Genomic DNA, 16,197 nt, shown 5'->3' with positions numbered 1-16,197 from the left:
AATGGTTGAATTTAGTTACAGTATAAATTTGCATTCTAGCGGGCTTGTCTGTAACTTTTTGCCCCCATACAAGGTCTAATAAGCAGACCCATATTTCGCAGTAGCGATTTACTTAATAGGAAGTCCCATGAAGTTGACCCGAGCATTATCTTTAGTTATCGCGCTTGTTGTTGCGCCTCTGGCCAGCGCCGCTACGGCGACCACTCCCGACACCGCTGCGATTAAGCAAAAACTCAGCGAAATGTTAGACGTTGAGGTGATTTCAATGCAGGACTCGCCGATTGAAGGTTTATACCAAGCCATGACCAATCGTGGTGTGCTCTATATCAGCCGTGATGGCACAAAACTGTTCCACGGTAACTTGTACGATCTCGATAAGGGGATGAAAAACCTGACGGAAGCCGCACTTGCTGGCCCGCGTCTAGAGATGATGAAGCCGCTTGAAGATCATATGTTGGTATACAAGGCCAAGGATGAAAAACACGTAGTGACGGTATTTACCGATGTAAGCTGTGGCTATTGCCGCAAGTTGCATAGCCAAATGGCTGACTACAACAAGCTGGGCATTACAGTGCGCTACTTAGCCTTCCCACGTGCAGGCGTGCCATCTGCCAATGCTGATGAAATGCAGGCCATTTGGTGTGCTAAGGATCCATTAAAAGCGATGACAGAAGCTAAAGCCGGTAAAAAAGTCTCCGCGGCGACTTGTGATGCCAAAATTGCCGAGCAGTATGAGTTAGGCACTAGCTTCGGTGTAAACGGCACACCCGCCATCATATTGGAAGATGGCAGCATGATCCCTGGTTATCAACCACCTGCTGATTTATTGCGTACTTTAGATGCGCGTGAATAGTCCTGATTCTGGTAAATTTTCCCCATTAAAGGTGAGCTAAAAGCTCACCTTTTTGTTATCTTAGCCCCATGATTGTTTAAGAGTTTGCTCCCTTGATCCATAAGATAGTCCGTCGTCCAACCGTTGATGATAGCCATTTACCCGCGCACCTTCCGCCGTTATTAAGACAGCTTTATGCCCGCCGTGGTGTTATGCCCAACGAGTGCGAGCTAGTGCTTAAAGGCCTGTTAAGACCCGATACTATGAAGGGATTGGATAGCGCCGCCAAGTTGATTGCCGATGCAATGCAACTGGAGAAGTCGATCCTGATCGTCGGCGATTTTGATGCTGACGGTGCCACCTCGACAAGTGTGTGTATCCTTGCGCTGCGAATGATGGGCGCGAGTAAGGTCGATTATTTGATCCCCAATCGTTTCGACTACGGTTATGGCCTAAGCCCTGAGATTGTCGCCGTGGCGGCAACTAAACAGGCAGAATTGCTTATCACAGTGGATAACGGCATTTCCTCGATTGAGGGCGTAGCCGCCGCCAAGGCCTTTGGTATGCAGGTGGTGATCACCGACCATCACTTACCCGGCCATGAGTTACCAGATGCCGACGCCATAGTGAATCCCAACCAGCCCGGTTGCCAGTTTGCCAGTAAATCCATTGCTGGCGTTGGGGTTGCCTTTTATCTGATGACGGCGCTGCGGGCTGAGCTGCGCGCTCGTGATTGGTATCAAGTCCGCGGCATTGCTGAGCCAAACCTCGGCACTCTGCTGGATATTGTTGCCCTTGGCACTGTGGCCGATGTGGTGTCGCTCGATGCCAACAATCGTATTTTGGTCGAGGCGGGATTGGCGCGGGTGCGCAGTGGTCGATGCCGCGTGGGTATTACCGCCTTACTCGAAGTGGCGAAACGTAATCCCGCTAGGATTGTCGCCTCGGACTTTGGTTTTGCGGTAGGCCCAAGGCTTAATGCCGCCGGCCGACTGGATGAAATGGCGCTTGGGGTTGAAACCCTGCTGTGCGAAGACATCATGTATGCAAGGCGGATGGCGGCAGAACTTGATAGCCTCAACCAAGAGCGACGTGAGCTTGAGGTGGGGATGCAGCAAGAAGCGCTTAAAAGTCTTGAATATCTAAAGCTTAATGAAGAGCAACTCCCATGGGGCATTGCCCTTTTTCAAGAGGATTGGCACCAAGGGGTTATCGGTATCCTTGCCTCGCGGATTAAAGATAAATACCACAGACCCGTGATTGCCTTTGCCGACGCGGGTAATGGTGAAATTAAAGGCTCGGCACGCTCCATCAAAGGTTTGCATATGCGCGATCTGCTGGAGTTGGTGAACTCTCGCCATCCAGGGCTTATCAGCAAATTTGGCGGCCATGCAATGGCTGCAGGCTTAACTTTAAAGTCCGGTGGTTTTGCTACCTTTGCCAAAGCCTACGATGATGCGGTGCGTGAACTATTAAAGCCTGAGCAGCTCACGGGCGAGCTGTGGTCCGATGGCGAATTAACGCCGACGGAACTTACCCTCGAAATCGCCCAGTTACTCCGCAATGCGGGGCCTTGGGGTCAGTCCTTCGAGGAGCCATTATTCGATGGTTATTTTAAGATTATCCAGCAGCGGATTGTGGGGGAGCGCCACCTTAAATTAGTGCTTGAAACCCCATGCAGTACCGTGATGTTAGACGCGATTGCCTTTAACGTGGATTTACATACCTGGCCCGATGCGACGATTCAACATGCGCGCATCGTATATAAGCTGGATGTGAACGAATATCGCGGTAATTTCACCCTGCAGTTGATGGTCGAGCAAATTGAGCCGATGTGATCCGCGCTGATAGCGGGCATATAAAGGTGAAAAGGAATTTTAGATTGAAGTCACTATCAGACAAAAAGATTCGCCAGTTACTTAAGCGTTTTGCTTGGATATATGCGGTTTGCCTTTGTATTCCCTGGGTTTCGGCGGTCCTGACCACAAAGGCACAGGGGCAAACCTTGATTATTGGCATTTGGCCTGCAGCCTCATTATTTTATTTTCTTGCTTATCGCCATTTGGCTAACTCTTTTCGATTTGAGATCAATCGCCATCTTGCTTTTAGCTATCACGGTGGAGGCTCCTTTGCTGGAGCCATGTATTCATTGGCAAAAGTGGTGTTGCTGGGCATGGTGTTGATGATATTTATGAGTGCAAAGCATACCTAGATTAAACGATATTTAACGCTATATTGGAGCGACAAATGGAATATCGAGTCAGCAGTGAGCTATCGGAAATGGATTTTGATGTTATCCATGGTTTTATTGCCAACAGTTATTGGGCACAGGGTATGCCTGCCGCGCTGCTGCAAAAGGCGCTTAGCAACAGTTTATGTTTTGGAGTATTTGATAGAGATAATCAACAGCTTGCTTTTGCGCGCATGATTACTGATAAAGCCACCTTTGCCTACCTTGCCGATGTGTTTGTCCTCGAATCCCACCGAGGCTTAGGGTTAAGTAAAATGATGATGGCAGCGATTATGGAACATCCTGATCTGCAAGGATTAAGACGCATAATGCTCGCCACCCGCGATGCCCATGGACTCTACGCCCAGTTTGGTTTCAAAGCGGTCGATACACCAGAAACCCTAATGCAAATAAGGCTTGAGAATGCTTACCTGTAGAACAGGATTGCTAGCGCTATCCTCGTTGAAATAGTCATGATTAAGATAAGGAGGTTCTGCATGACACAATTACATTATGCCTATCTTGCTAGCTTTGCTGTTTCGTCCGCTTTATTGAATTGGTTACTTGAGGGACAAGCGCCTTGGGTGAGGCTGCTTTGCTATATTTTGCTACTTTCAACCATGGGATTTGCTTGTTTGTACCATAGTTTAAAGCGGTCAATAAAATCAAAAGATTCGAAATAAATGCTATTAAATACAAAAAGCCAGCTTGCGCTGGCTTCTTATCTTATGCGGTTAATGATTAACGATTAAGCCGCTTTGGTGTCTGTGGTTTTGGTTTCGGTACTGTCATCGCTATGGCGAATTAAGTAATCAAATGCACTCAGAGAGGCATTGGCACCACTACCCATAGCGATAATGATTTGCTTGTAAGGTGAGTTAGTCACGTCACCTGCGGCAAATACGCCTGGTACTGAGGTTTGGCCGCGCTCATCGACGATGATTTCGCCGCGAGGAGTCAAATCCACTGTGCCTTTTAACCATTCGGCATTGGGCACTAAACCGATCTGTACGAAGATCCCTGCCAGCGCGATATGGTGGTTTTCACCTGTTGCACGGTCGGTATAGTTTAGGCCATTCACCCGAGTACCATCGCCTGTCACTTCTGTGGTCATCGCCTGAGTAATGATTTTGATGTTACCCATAGAGGCCGCTTTACGTTGCAGTACATCATCGGCGCGTAGTTTGCTATCAAACTCGAGTACGGTCACATGCTCAACGATGTTAGCTAAGTCGATAGCAGCTTCGATACCTGAGTTACCGCCACCGATCACTGCAACACGTTTGCCTTTAAATAATGGACCGTCGCAGTGTGGGCAGTATGCAACGCCTTTACCACGGTATTCTTTCTCGCCAGGGACATTCATTTCGCGCCAGCGAGCACCGGTTGCCAGTAGTATGGTACGGCTGCGCAGTTTAGCACCACTTGCCAGTTCGAGTTCGAATAATCCATCGCTCGCCAGTTTAACTGCTTTCTGGTTATCCATGATGTCGACTTCGTAGTCACGAACGTGGGCTTCAAGGTTAGCCACCAGTTTTGGACCTTCGGTCGCTTTAACCGAAATAAAGTTCTCGATACCAACGGTTTCGGCAACTTGACCACCGAATTTGTCGGCAACCACACCGGTACGCAGACCTTTACGGGCAGCGTAAATAGCAGCTGCTGCGCCAGCCGGGCCACCACCGACGACTAAGACTTCGTATGGGGCTTTTTGGCTCAGTTCTTCGGCTTTACGGCTGGCTGCGCCAGTATCGAGTTTATTTAAAATCTCACCAATGCTGATGCGACCGGCGGCAAATACTTCACCGTTTAAGTATACAGACGGTACGGCCATGATGTTGCGGCTCGCTACTTCGTCCTGGAACAGGGCGCCGTCGATCATCACGTTGGTGATGTTCGGGTTAATCGCAGCCATCATATTCAGCGCCTGAATCACATCAGGGCAGTTTTGGCAGGTGAGTGACACATAGGTTTCAAACTCATATTTGCCGGGCAGATTACGGATCTGCTCGATGATGTCATCGCTGAGTTTGATTGGGTGTCCACCCGTGTGCAGCAGGGCTAACACGAGTGAGGTGAATTCATGACCCATAGGCAGACCAGCAAAGCTAATCTGAGTATTGAGTGCAGGGTTAACCACTGTCATCGCAGGCGTGCGTTGGCCTTGAGCTTCTTTGATGCTCACTAAAGAGGAAAGGCTAACGATGTCATTGGCTAAGCTTTTTAATTCTTGAGACTTCTTGCTTTCATCTGCTGACACGACAAGTTCAACTGGTCTCTTGAGGTTTTGCAGATAGGTTTGCAGTTGATTTTTTAAATTCGCATCTAACATGATGACTCCAAAATCTTTGAAAATGAAATAATTGAAAACGCGAGGGGGCCAACCTAGAACCTTGCAGGGGGCGGTTCTCTCTTCCTATTTGGCACCGCAGTTGCGTTGGCTGCATTTACTCACCCCAATCACTTAGATACTAAGCTCATCGGGGTGCGTGCAATTGCCGTCTTACTGCGCTGCCAACTAGCTTGAGATACTAGGTTGGCGGGGTTGACCTTTAGGCTAGATTAGATTTTGCCTACTAGGTCTAAAGATGGTGCTAAGGTTTCGTCACCTGGTTGCCATTTAGCTGGGCAAACTTCGCCATCGTGAGTTGCAACGTACTGAGCTGCTTGGATCTTACGAACCAGTTCAGACGCGCTACGGCCGATACCTAGGTCATGGATTTCAGCAACTTTCACTTGACCTTCTGGGTTGATAACGAAAGTACCACGCAGTGCTAAACCTTCTTCTTCGATCATCACACCGAAGTTACGGCTGATCACGCCAGTTGGGTCAGCCAGCATTGGGAAGTTGATCTTCTTGATGGTGTCAGAAGTATCGTGCCATGCTTTGTGAGTGAAGTGAGTGTCAGTCGATACTGAGTAAACTTCAACGCCCATAGATTGTAACTTAGCGTAGTGATCCGCCATGTCGCCTAATTCAGTTGGGCAAACGAAAGTGAAGTCTGCTGGATAGAAGAATACAACTGACCATTTACCTAACAGATCTTGTTCAGTTACAGGAACGAACTCACCATTGTGGTAAGCAGTGGCTTTGAATGGTTTGATTGTGCTGTTGATAATTGACTGAGTCATTTTATGCTTCCATTTAGTTGATTATGGTGAATTAAGTACGAGTCACTTAACTTGTGTCCCGTTGATGTGAAGCATATTACCCAGTCCAGAATGATAAATATAACGCATAAAAACTATCATCCTAATCGATTTTGACGAATTAAGCAGGTTTGAGAGGGAGGATTAATCGATTTTGCAGTACTGGCGCGCGTTAGCGGCTAATTGATTGTTTACTTTGGTGAAGTAGTAAAAGAGCAGGGCAATAAAAAAGGGATATCGACGATATCCCTTCAAACATCAAAACGATTACAACAAGCTACTGAGGTTCTAGGTTCTAGGTTCTAGGTTCTAGGTTCTAGGTTCTAGGTTCTAGGTTCTAGGTTCTAGGTTCTAGGTTCTAGGTTCTAGGTTCTAGGTTCTAGTTTTGCGCCTTAGGCTGAGTTAACCAAGTGCTGAGTAGGCGCACACCATAGCCAGTGGCGCCAGCGGGCACCACGGCAGTATCGGTGGCGGTTAAGGCATTGCCAGCGATATCGAGGTGAGCCCAAGGTTGCTCACCCGCAAAGTGTTTGAGGAACATGGCGGCAGACGATGCCCCAGCGCTGCCTTCTTTACCGGTATTCTTCAAATCGGCGATGGTGGATTTCAGCTCATCGTCGTAGGCTTGATCTAAGGGCAAGCGCCAAACTTTTTCTCCCACCTGTTGACCCGCAAAGGTGAGCTGCTGCACTAGCGGCTCAGAATCGGTAAATAATCCCGCATACACACTACCCAGCGCGCCCACTTTCGAGCCTGTTAGGGTCGCCACATCGACGATAATCGAAGGACGATAGTTCTCACGGGCATACCAGAGACCGTCGGCTAACACTAAGCGGCCTTCGGCGTCGGTGTTGAGCACTTCAACCGTAAGGCCTTGGGCGGTTTTAATCACATCGCCTGGGATCATTGCATGTCCCGATACCATGTTTTCCGCCATCGGCATAATCGCAACTAAGTTTACCGGCGCCTTTTGAATAGCCATGGCCTTGACTGTGCCGAGCACGGTCGCTGCGCCCGCCATATCGGACTTCATCCGCGCGATAGAGGTGCCTGTGGCCTTGATATTGTAGCCGCCAGAGTCGAAGGTAATGCCTTTACCCACCAGAGCAATAGGGGCTTCTTTGCTGCCGGGCCAATGGGCGACAACCAGCTTAGGTGGACGCTCACTGCCTTTACCTACCGCGGCTAACGCACCGAGGTTTAAACGTTCAATATCTTTGGCTTCGAGCACTGTGACTTTTACGCCGAGGGACTTAAGCTTACGCGCCTCGTTGGCGAAGCTTTCGGGATACATAATGCCTGCTGGCGCATTGGTGAGATCCCGTGCTAAAAACACACCCGCTTCAATAGCTTGCAGATTCTTATGGTGTTTTTGGTTTAGGCTTAAGTCATCAACCCCGATTTGATAGTTCTTCTCAGCGCGATTGCTGGCTTTAAATTGAGTGTAGCGGTAGCTGCGCAGCTCAATGCCATGGGCTAATTCGGAGCCAAACAGCGGCGCGTTACTTAAGCCTTGGGTTAGTACACGCACAGTGGCTTGAGGCACGGTTTCAAGCTTGGCGGCAATATTGCCCCCTAAGATGTTGATTTCACCGGGTGTTAAGGTCTTAGCATCACCAATTCCAACTAATAAAACCCGCTTAGCATCGATTTCGCTCGGGACTAGGATTTCTAAGATTTCACCGCGTTTACCCGAAAAACTGTTGTCGGCGACCGCAAGGTTGAGTTGGTCTTGAGTCGATTGGGGTAAAAAATCGAGACTATAGGTTGTCGAATCAGCGCTTTGGAACAGCACTAATGTGTCGGAATTGAGTGAGTTACGAGTGTCAAAACTAAAGGTTTCGGCGTTAGCATTGAGAGAGTTAAGGCACGCCAGAGCCATAACGCTTAACAAAAATTTATTCTTATTTTTCATGGTGACAACTCAAATCGGTAGAGAGTGAGAAGCATAGCAAAGCTGAGTCTTAGGGTTAACTAATTTAAGTCATTTGACTGAGATTAATCTTAATTCCAAGGACCAAAGCGTGTCAGTGAACGCTCAAGGGCAAAATCCAGTTGCTGTGACAGGGTTTGCGCCTGACTCTTTAGTGCCGACGCGCCCAAAGATTGGGGTGTTTGACTGGCAAATATCACCCAATTGCCACCGCTGGTGAGGCAGGCATGCACGTGGGCAAAATGGCGTTGCAGATCGGCGAGTAACTCGCGATTTTGGCTGTGTTCCTTCCAGCAGTTCAACACTAAATAACCATTGGGTTTAATGAGTTGTGTGCATTGCTCAAGGAAGATTGGCGAGAGTTGCCCCGTATCGACCCCTTTGGCGCTGTAGATATCGGCAAAAATCACATCGACCTTTTTATGTTCGGCCGATGCCATAAAGGCGACGGCATCTTGGTTGATTAGATTAAGCTTTTTGCCAATCGGTAATTGAAAGTAGCGCTTGGCAAGTTCAATCACGGCCGGGCGAAGTTCAACTGCGGTAAGTTTAATTGCGGCATCGAAGCGGCGCAGGGCATGTATGAGGGCGCCGCCGCCAAGACCGAGTACGATGGCGCTTTTGGGTTGGCAAAATAACAACACCAGTAGCATGCCTTGCACATAGGTATGTTGTGGGATGTGCGGGGCGGTTTTAAGAATTTTGCTCTGCTCATCGTTGTCGCCAAAGGACAGCACGCGAGTATCACCATAGTCGAGCACGCGGATTGGCCCTAGGGCATCTTGGGTTTCGTGTAGCAAAGTGGCGTCGGCCATGACTTATTACTCTATTTGCGTTGGGCTGATCTGGGACTCTATAACTGCTGGTGCAAAAAAGTTAGAATTCAGCTGGTTTCGTTTTTTAAGTGGCTATTATGACAAATCAAATCCTGCTTGCCTGTATTTATCTTGCGGTGTTTCTCTTTTTGCAGCGTGCTTTAACCCAATGGGTGAAAAAACTCTCACTAATGAAGCAGGTGAGTGCGGCGCGTACCAGCCTTGTTACTCGTTTTATTTCCTATGTGATGTTTTTTATCACTCTGTCTTTGATGGCGGTGTCCCTCGGTTTCGGTTATCAGGACGTGTCGCTGTTTGTCTCATCAGCATTTGCGGTGATGGGCGTCGCCTTAGTCGCTCAGTGGTCGATACTAAGTAATTTAACCGCAGGCGTGCTGATTTTCTTTGTGTTTCCGTATCGGATTGGTGAGCGTATTCGGGTAGTAGATAAGGATGAAGATATCAGTGGCGTGATTATTGAAATCGCGCTGTTTCATGTACTTATCCTTAGGGACAATGGCGATACCATCACCTATCCCAACAATTTGATGCTGCAAAAGGCTGTGTTGAAGCTGGCGGATCAGGCGCCGCTCGCCGAGCGCCAAGCGTTGCAAGATGGCAAAAAGAAACTCGACCTCGAGTAACATATTCTCCTTTATGTGCGCCGGAGCAGTACATTTATTAGCAAACTGTTGTCGGCGCTTCGCGAACTGATGAGATTTATTATCTTCCCCTGAACTTTACTTGCTTGAAGTGTTTTTCATAACAAAATCAGCGTTATTGCTTACATCCATTCCCTTTTGTTTACCTTGGTTTGTGTCCCGTCGCACGGTTTAGCCCTGTCTAATCCTTAGAATTCGTGTTTTTGTTTTTACCAAGGGAACGAATCGAATGAAATCTAAACTCTTAGCCGTGACGATTAGCGCGCTGTTAACCACACAACTAACAGGTTGTATGGGACAAATGGGCCTGAGCCAAATGGTGACTAAGGGCAACTTAAGCGCTGTAGATAACCGTTATGGCCGTGCGGGCTTATTTATTCTGTTAAGTCCTGTGTATGGTTTGGCGGCAACGGGCGATCTCTTTATCGTTAACACTATTGAGTTTTGGACGGGTAAGAACCCGATCACCGATAAATCCCCTGCGGTCGTTGATATGCCTGTGGACGCGATTTTTAAGGTGAATCCCCATGTGAGTGATGAGCTGAAATCGGCGCCCGTTAAACTGACTCAGGCACAAATTGCCTATCCCGATGAGCACACTGTGACTATGACCTTAGCCTACGAAGATGGCAGCACTCAATTATTGTCGGGCCGTAAATCGGGGGATGATGTGGACTTCTTCCTCGACGAGACTTTTATTGCCCGCGTGAGCAACCAGGAGCTGGTGGCCTATAGCCAAAGTCGTTTACAAGGGTAAGCCCTGAGGTGTGAAGATATAGAGGCTTAAGCTCTCAGAGTTAAGCATTTGGCTAAGCCAACCCGTTAATAATATTGGTTAAGGGGTTGGCTTGATACTTTCGCCTATCTCAATACACGGTGAAAAAACGCCACGGATTGTTGATACATTTGCAGCGCCAGCGCGGGATCGTAGCGCTCACCTTCATCACGCATAAAGGCATGCTGAGCATTAACCTCTAACCAACTGAAATTACGGTTTTTAGCCATCAATTGTTGGTGGATCAATACCCGACCTTCGGGCGATACATGGGGATCTTGCTTGCCAAACACTAACACTAATTCCCCTTGAATATCGCCGCTGCGACTCAGTGAATCATTGCCGTAGGCACAGGGCAGGGTATTGGAGTGAATGTCGGTTGGATAGAGGCAAAAGGCGCCTAAAATCTCGGGATTGAGTGCAGCGCGGTAGGCTAAGTGGCCGCCAATACACACGCCCATACTGCCGACCTTACCGGTGCAATAACTCTGCTCACGGACAAAGTCGATAAGGGCTTGGGTGTCGCTGTCGTGTTGCTCTAAGGGTTTGGCAAATTTATCGGCATTGCCTTTATCTTTACCCGCATCATCATAGGCTAGTACTGTGCCTATCGGATTTAGCTCGTGGAATACTTCTGGCACTAACACCACAAAACCATGGCCTGCGAGAATAGTCGCGGTGCGGGCGATGGGCGCGGTTTGCTGAAAAATCTCAGAATAGAACAGTATACAAGGGAATTGCCCTGGGGCATCTGGGCGATAGACATAAGTGCGCATCGGCCCTGTGGGCGTGTTGATATCCTGAGTTTGCTGAGTCACTAACATATTTAGTTTCCTCTGTGAGGCTTCAATGTTGAAGCCTCACTTTAGCAGTCAGGTATGGTTCTGTCAGTTAAAACAGTTCGTTACCAGAGCGCTCACCCGCGAGTACCGCTTTGACATTGCTCAGGGTTGTGTGTGCAATCGCGCCTAGCGCTTCTTCGGTGAGGAAGGCTTGGTGACCAGTAAAAATCACGTTGTGGCAGGCGGATAGGCGACGGAACACATCGTCCTGAATGATTTGGTTCGACTTGTCTTCGAAAAACAATTCTTTTTCGTTTTCATACACATCAAGCCCTAAGGAACCAATCTGGCCGAGCTTTAAGGCTTCCATCGCATCGAAGGCATTAAGTAGGCCGCCGCGGCTGGTGTTGATCACCATGACGCCGGGTTTCATCTTGGCAAAGCTTTCTTTATTCAGCAAATGGTGGTTATCGGCGGTTAATGGGCAGTGCAGGCTGATAATATCGCTGTTGGCATAAATGGTGTCCAGATCCTGATATTCCACATTGAGCGCTTTTACCGCAGGATTTGGATAAGGGTCAAAGGCTATGACTTTACAGCCAAACCCGAGCAAGACCTTAATTGTGGCGACCCCAATCTTACCTGTGCCTATTACGCCAACGGTTTTGCCAAACATGTTAAAACCGACCAAGCCTTCGAGGGAGAAGTTCGCATCACGGGTGCGTTGGTAGGCCTTATGGATTTTGCGGTTTAGGGTCAGCATCAAGGCGACTGTGTGCTCGGCTACAGATTCGGGCGAATAAGCGGGCACGTTGACCACTTGCATGCCTAAGCGTTTGGCGGCGACTAAATCGACATTGTTAAAACCCGCGCAGCGCATGGCAATGATTTTAGTGCCACCCTTGGCAAGCTCGACTAACACTTCTTCACAGAGGGAATCGTTAACAAAGGCGCACACTACCTCAAAACCTTCGGCAAGCTTAACGGTTTGCATGCAGAGGCGATAATCGAAATACTCAATTTGCGCACCAAATGCGGCATTTGTACGGTTAAAATGCTGCATGTCATAGTGTTTTGCGCTAAAAAATCCAATTCTCATTTCAATCACCTAAAGGTTACATTGTTACTGGCACTGAGTGTATGTGACTCGGCGACATTTGTCCTCTGGTGTTGAATTTACCCCGCAAAAAGAGTGAGCTTTGTCATCAATTGCACAAAAAATCATAAAAAAAGCGAGCCCCTGACGGCTCGCTTGTACTGATAAGCTTGAAGATTCAAGCTGGGCTCTCATGGTCGTGCTATGTGAGCCTTAGGTTAGTCCCTTAACCTAAAAACGTTTGATATTAGTGATCTTTCGCGTATTTCGCGGCAGATGCACCCGCGATACGGCCGTAGGTCACGATATCAGAGATGGCGTTACCACCTAAACGGTTAGCACCGTGAACACCACCAGTCACTTCACCAGCAGCGTATAAACCTTCGATAGGTTTACCGGTTTTATCGCTCTTCACTTCGGCTTTAGTATCGATAACGATACCACCCATAGTGTGGTGAACCGCTGGTGCGATTTCTAAGGCATAGAAAGGCGCAGTAGCGATTTCACGTGGCAGGTTTGGACGTTCGAATTGAGTGTCTTTACCTGATTTCACAAATCCGTTGTATGAAGTAACGGTTTTCGCCAGTTCAGCGGCAGGCACATCGAGTTGTTTTGCTAAATCTTCGATGGTTTTACCTTCTTTAACGATGTTCAAGTGAACATAGCCTTCGATGGCTTTTAAGCTCTTACGGATAGAGTCATCGAATACGAGGTAAGCGCTTTCGCCTTTTTGTTGCAGAATCGCAGCAGACGCTTTATCACGGGTCGTGATTTCGTTCATAAAGCGGTTACCGTCACGGTTAACCACGATAGCACCGTTACCACGTACCGCTTCGGTGATCATCACACCACCGGCTGGTGAGTAAGTTGGGTGAGCTTGGATGTATTCTAAGTCACGAGTTGCAGCGCCCGCTTGCAGCGCAACGTCTAAGCCGTCACCCGTTGCACCTGGGTGGTTAGTCGCTTTAAAGCCTTTTAACTTAGGATCGTACTTAGCGACGCGATCGTTGTTTTTCGCAAAACCACCTGCAGCAATCACGACTGCATCGGCTTTGATCACATAGTAGCCAGTGTATTCACCTTTCACTAACACGCCAGTCACTTTACCGCTTGCATCTTCAAGGATGCGTACAACACGGCTGTTTAAACGGATGTCAGTTCCACGTTTAACGGCGTTGTCCCACAGCACTTGTGCAACGTGTGCACCCACACCCGCACCACCGGTTGGGCGGTGACTACGGTTAACGCTTGCGCCACCCATACGACCCACGTCAGTCATGTCGGCACCCATAGAGGTTAACCAATCAATAGAGTCTGAAGAGTTGTTGGCCAGAACTTTTACTAATTCAGGATCGTTGATATTTCGACCACCTTTCATGGTGTCGTCGATCATGATTTGTTTCTTATCTTGGATACCTAACTTAGCCTGTGGCTTAGTTTCGGCGGCGTTCATACCACCGGCAGCCAGTTTAGTGTTACCACCTGGGATAGGTTCTTTTTCTAACAGGATCACTTTCGCGCCTGCATCACGGGCTGAAACGGCGGCAGCAAGACCTGCACCACCCGAACCGATAACTACGACGTCAGTGGTTTCTTTCACGCCAGCGGCAATGGCTTTATCTTGAGCCGCTTTGTCTGCATCAACTGGCACAAACTTACGTTCCCACTTGCCGCCAAATGGCATATCGAAGCCGAAGCTGTGGCAAGCATCACAGTAAGTGACAGATTTTTCATGGCCTTTGTGGCAGCTGGTACAAGCGATTTCACCAATTAAGTGAGATTTGTGCGGAGAAACTTTATCTTTTGGCGCAGCTGCAGCCAGTTCTTTTAGATCACCGTGGCAGCTAACGCATTGGCCATTTTCATGGGTCAGGTTGTCGTTGGTTACGCCACCTTTGTCTGATACGTGGCAGCTATCGCAGCCGCCCATTTCACCGTGAAAATCGGCTAGTACTTCTGGTGCAGCATAGGCTGTGCCAGCCATTGCACCAGAGATCAGCATGGCTAGTGCTGTTTTTTGAATCTTTCTTGTGAACATAATTGTTCCTCCGCCGTACATTTCATCTACTTAATAAGGGGTATTAATTATGGCGTGATATTTATATTTTGCGTAGCTCACGCACTTTTAGAGCATTCTCCATGAACAAAGTTATCACTATCTAAAGAGGTATATGTGTGCTTAGGTCACATAACGATTGTTACATTGAAAATTACATAATAGAAATGTGCAATATGGCTGAAAATATTAATGAAATTGAAGTTAATCACTCGGTAAGTACGGTATAACTTGCACGAGTTAACATATTTTGATGGGCTAAATTATATTTGAATAATCAATGGTAAAATAAATTGTAGTTAGTTGGTTGTTTTTAAATTTTTGATTTTATTTGTGTATTTTGATGCGTTTATCGTTTGAAATATTCTTTGCTCGCAGATTGAGTATTCAATAAATAATAATAGAGCGCTAGTGTATTTTTGAAAAAATACAATATATTTTTCCAAAATGTTACTTAAGTGGTGTTAAGGGGTTAAATCTATGGCGAGGCAGCAGATATCTGAAAAACGTTTTTGGATGCAGCGACTCACTAAAACGAGTTTCAGGGCTTTACATATATTGGGGATTGTTGGTGCGGGCGGCGGAATATTACTTTCCGTTGAGAAATCCCTATGGCTCAATTATTGGTATTTGGCGATGATTAGCGGCAGCATATTGATGTTGTGGGAAATTATTCGAGATTGGCGTTGGTTAATTCAACTCAAGGGGGTGTTAACCCTCGGGAAATTAGGGCTACTTTGCCTATTTGTGCCGCTTGCCAGCTACAAGCCAGAACTGTTTATCTTAGTGTTATTTTTATCTGTGATAGTATCCCATGGCCCATCGGGGCTGAGGCACTATTCGATAGTGCATCGCAAACAGATAGACACTAAAAAAGAGATAAAGGGATGACACACGCTACACTCAGCACCGCCTCGAGCTTAATTACCCAGTTTCCATGGCCTGAGCTTACAGGGCTTAAGGTATTGGATTTAGCCTGTGGTTCGGGCCGAAATGGTCTGTGGTTTCTCTCCCAAGGTTGTGAAGTGACCTTTATCGACCAGGATTTGGGTGCCTTGGCCGAGCTTACTCACGACAAAGCACATCAATGGCAGTGGAATTTAGAAGACGGCAGCGCGCCTCAGTTACCCAAAGAGTCTTTTGATATTGTATTAGTCTTTAATTACTTACATCGACCACTGTTTCCGCAAATCGCTGCGAGCCTTAAGCGCGGAGGACTCATTGTGTATGAGACCTTTACTTGGCAACAGGCGCAAATTGGTCGACCTCGCAACCCTGACTTTTTACTCAGAGAGAACGAACTGCAATCCGTATTTGCTAACTGGCAACCTTTGCATTACTTTGAAGGGCTGTTAAGCGATGCTGCGGGTACTGAAAGTGCCAAGGTGCAGCTAATCGCACGAAAACCCTAGACGTCACCCCATCGCGGGGCGACTGACCATATTAGTATTGAAGAAGTGTAAGAGGCCAAGGATGTTCCCGTATCCAGAGCAGTATCGTGTTGCCACGCCACCTTTAACCACGGCGCTGATGGTGGCTTGGGCGCTGTTGAGTCACAGCCTATTGGCCGATGCCAGCCCGTTTGCCTTATATCCGTTATTTATGTTGTTCCCTATGGTGATTGGTCTGCACCTGTATTTGATTTGGCTAGCCAAAGGGATGAGTCGGCTGGATCAATGCTTTTACGCCTTAGTGCATATTCCTCTCGCGTTTGTGGTGTGGACATTCACCATTATGCATGTCAATGGCAATGCCTTTTCTTAGTGGTGGGGTTATACCAATCGTATTAAATATCTGTTCATTCAGCGGGAGTTAAACGGGCTTTAGACAAGGCAAAGGCTTGAAGGCATAGTGGCGCTCTGTCGA

The 16,197-nt window shown here is 47.7% G+C and carries 16 protein-coding genes; 9 read left to right on the top strand and 7 right to left on the bottom strand.

The features are described from left to right. Positions 1–127 precede the first annotated feature (127 nt). The 4 genes from dsbC to SHD_RS07695 all read left to right on the top strand — a co-directional run bounded on the left by dsbC (position 128) and on the right by SHD_RS07695 (position 3,499). A complete protein-coding gene (dsbC, locus tag SHD_RS07710) occupies positions 128–853 on the top strand; it encodes a bifunctional protein-disulfide isomerase/oxidoreductase DsbC (RefSeq protein ID WP_023266592.1) in 726 nt (241 codons plus the stop codon). A gap of 92 nt (positions 854–945) precedes the next feature. Further along, complete coding sequence (gene recJ, locus SHD_RS07705; RefSeq protein WP_023266591.1) at positions 946–2,670, top strand: single-stranded-DNA-specific exonuclease RecJ; 1,725 nt, start codon at positions 946–948, stop codon at positions 2,668–2,670. Continuing rightward, complete coding sequence (locus SHD_RS07700; RefSeq protein ID WP_023266590.1) at positions 2,667–3,044, top strand: hypothetical protein; 378 nt, start codon at positions 2,667–2,669, stop codon at positions 3,042–3,044. The genes recJ and SHD_RS07700 overlap by 4 nt, the downstream gene beginning before the upstream one ends. Positions 3,045–3,079: 35 nt before the next feature. Next, positions 3,080–3,499, top strand: a complete 420-nt coding sequence (locus SHD_RS07695; RefSeq protein WP_023266589.1) for a GNAT family N-acetyltransferase — start codon at positions 3,080–3,082, stop codon at positions 3,497–3,499. Between the two features lie 311 nt (positions 3,500–3,810). Here SHD_RS07695 and ahpF read toward each other — a convergent pair whose 3' ends face one another. The 4 genes from ahpF to SHD_RS07670 form a co-directional block, all read right to left on the bottom strand. After that, on the bottom strand, positions 3,811–5,394 hold the full coding sequence (gene ahpF / locus SHD_RS07685) for an alkyl hydroperoxide reductase subunit F (protein WP_023266588.1): 1,584 nt from the start codon (positions 5,392–5,394) through the stop codon (positions 3,811–3,813). A 230-nt stretch (positions 5,395–5,624) separates the two neighbouring features. Then, positions 5,625–6,194 (bottom strand): alkyl hydroperoxide reductase subunit C, encoded by a 570-nt coding sequence (ahpC, locus tag SHD_RS07680; RefSeq protein WP_011718128.1) that lies wholly within the window; start codon positions 6,192–6,194, stop codon positions 5,625–5,627. Positions 6,195–6,591: 397 nt separating this feature from the next. Next, positions 6,592–8,127, bottom strand: coding sequence for a leucyl aminopeptidase (locus SHD_RS07675; RefSeq protein ID WP_023266587.1), 1,536 nt, complete (start codon positions 8,125–8,127; stop codon positions 6,592–6,594). A gap of 89 nt (positions 8,128–8,216) precedes the next feature. Further along, the gene (locus tag SHD_RS07670; RefSeq protein WP_023266586.1) at positions 8,217–8,960 is read right to left on the bottom strand and encodes a spermidine synthase; all 744 of its coding nucleotides are present in this window, start codon (positions 8,958–8,960) and stop codon (positions 8,217–8,219) included. Between the two features lie 98 nt (positions 8,961–9,058). On the opposite strand from SHD_RS07670, the gene SHD_RS07665 reads away from it, so the two are divergent. Both SHD_RS07665 and SHD_RS07660 read left to right on the top strand, forming a co-directional pair. After that, on the top strand, positions 9,059–9,604 hold the full coding sequence (locus SHD_RS07665) for a mechanosensitive ion channel family protein (RefSeq protein ID WP_023266585.1): 546 nt from the start codon (positions 9,059–9,061) through the stop codon (positions 9,602–9,604). A 247-nt stretch (positions 9,605–9,851) separates the two neighbouring features. Continuing rightward, complete coding sequence (locus tag SHD_RS07660) at positions 9,852–10,379, top strand: DUF3332 domain-containing protein (protein ID WP_023266584.1); 528 nt, start codon at positions 9,852–9,854, stop codon at positions 10,377–10,379. 104 nt (positions 10,380–10,483) lie between these two features. Here the strand turns inward: SHD_RS07660 and SHD_RS07655 are convergent, their stop codons facing one another. The 3 genes from SHD_RS07655 to fccA all read right to left on the bottom strand — a co-directional run bounded on the left by SHD_RS07655 (position 10,484) and on the right by fccA (position 14,313). Next, the gene (locus SHD_RS07655) at positions 10,484–11,221 is read right to left on the bottom strand and encodes a dienelactone hydrolase family protein (RefSeq protein ID WP_023266583.1); all 738 of its coding nucleotides are present in this window, start codon (positions 11,219–11,221) and stop codon (positions 10,484–10,486) included. 67 nt (positions 11,222–11,288) lie between these two features. Further along, positions 11,289–12,278, bottom strand: a complete 990-nt coding sequence (gene ldhA / locus SHD_RS07650) for a lactate dehydrogenase LdhA (RefSeq protein WP_023266582.1) — start codon at positions 12,276–12,278, stop codon at positions 11,289–11,291. Positions 12,279–12,522: 244 nt separating this feature from the next. Continuing rightward, positions 12,523–14,313, bottom strand: a complete 1,791-nt coding sequence (gene fccA, locus SHD_RS07645; protein WP_039977819.1) for a fumarate reductase flavoprotein subunit FccA — start codon at positions 14,311–14,313, stop codon at positions 12,523–12,525. A 498-nt stretch (positions 14,314–14,811) separates the two neighbouring features. Here fccA and SHD_RS07640 point away from each other — a divergent pair, with 498 nt between their 5' ends. The 3 genes from SHD_RS07640 to SHD_RS07630 all read left to right on the top strand — a co-directional run bounded on the left by SHD_RS07640 (position 14,812) and on the right by SHD_RS07630 (position 16,095). Further along, positions 14,812–15,222: a hypothetical protein gene (locus SHD_RS07640; protein ID WP_023266580.1), complete on the top strand. Its 411-nt coding sequence runs from the start codon at positions 14,812–14,814 to the stop codon at positions 15,220–15,222. Beyond that, positions 15,219–15,743, top strand: a complete 525-nt coding sequence (locus SHD_RS07635; RefSeq protein ID WP_023266579.1) for a class I SAM-dependent methyltransferase — start codon at positions 15,219–15,221, stop codon at positions 15,741–15,743. Before SHD_RS07640 ends, SHD_RS07635 begins: the two co-directional genes overlap by 4 nt. 61 nt (positions 15,744–15,804) lie before the next feature. After that, entirely contained in the window at positions 15,805–16,095 is a 291-nt protein-coding gene (locus SHD_RS07630; protein ID WP_023266578.1) for a hypothetical protein, read from the top strand. Positions 16,096–16,197: the final 102 nt, after the last annotated feature.

The sequence above is a fragment of the Shewanella decolorationis S12 genome (assembly GCF_000485795.1).
Classification (GTDB): domain Bacteria; phylum Pseudomonadota; class Gammaproteobacteria; order Enterobacterales; family Shewanellaceae; genus Shewanella; species Shewanella decolorationis.
The sequence above is the reverse complement of the archived record's forward strand: the minus strand, read 5'-3'. Positions and strand labels throughout refer to the sequence as shown.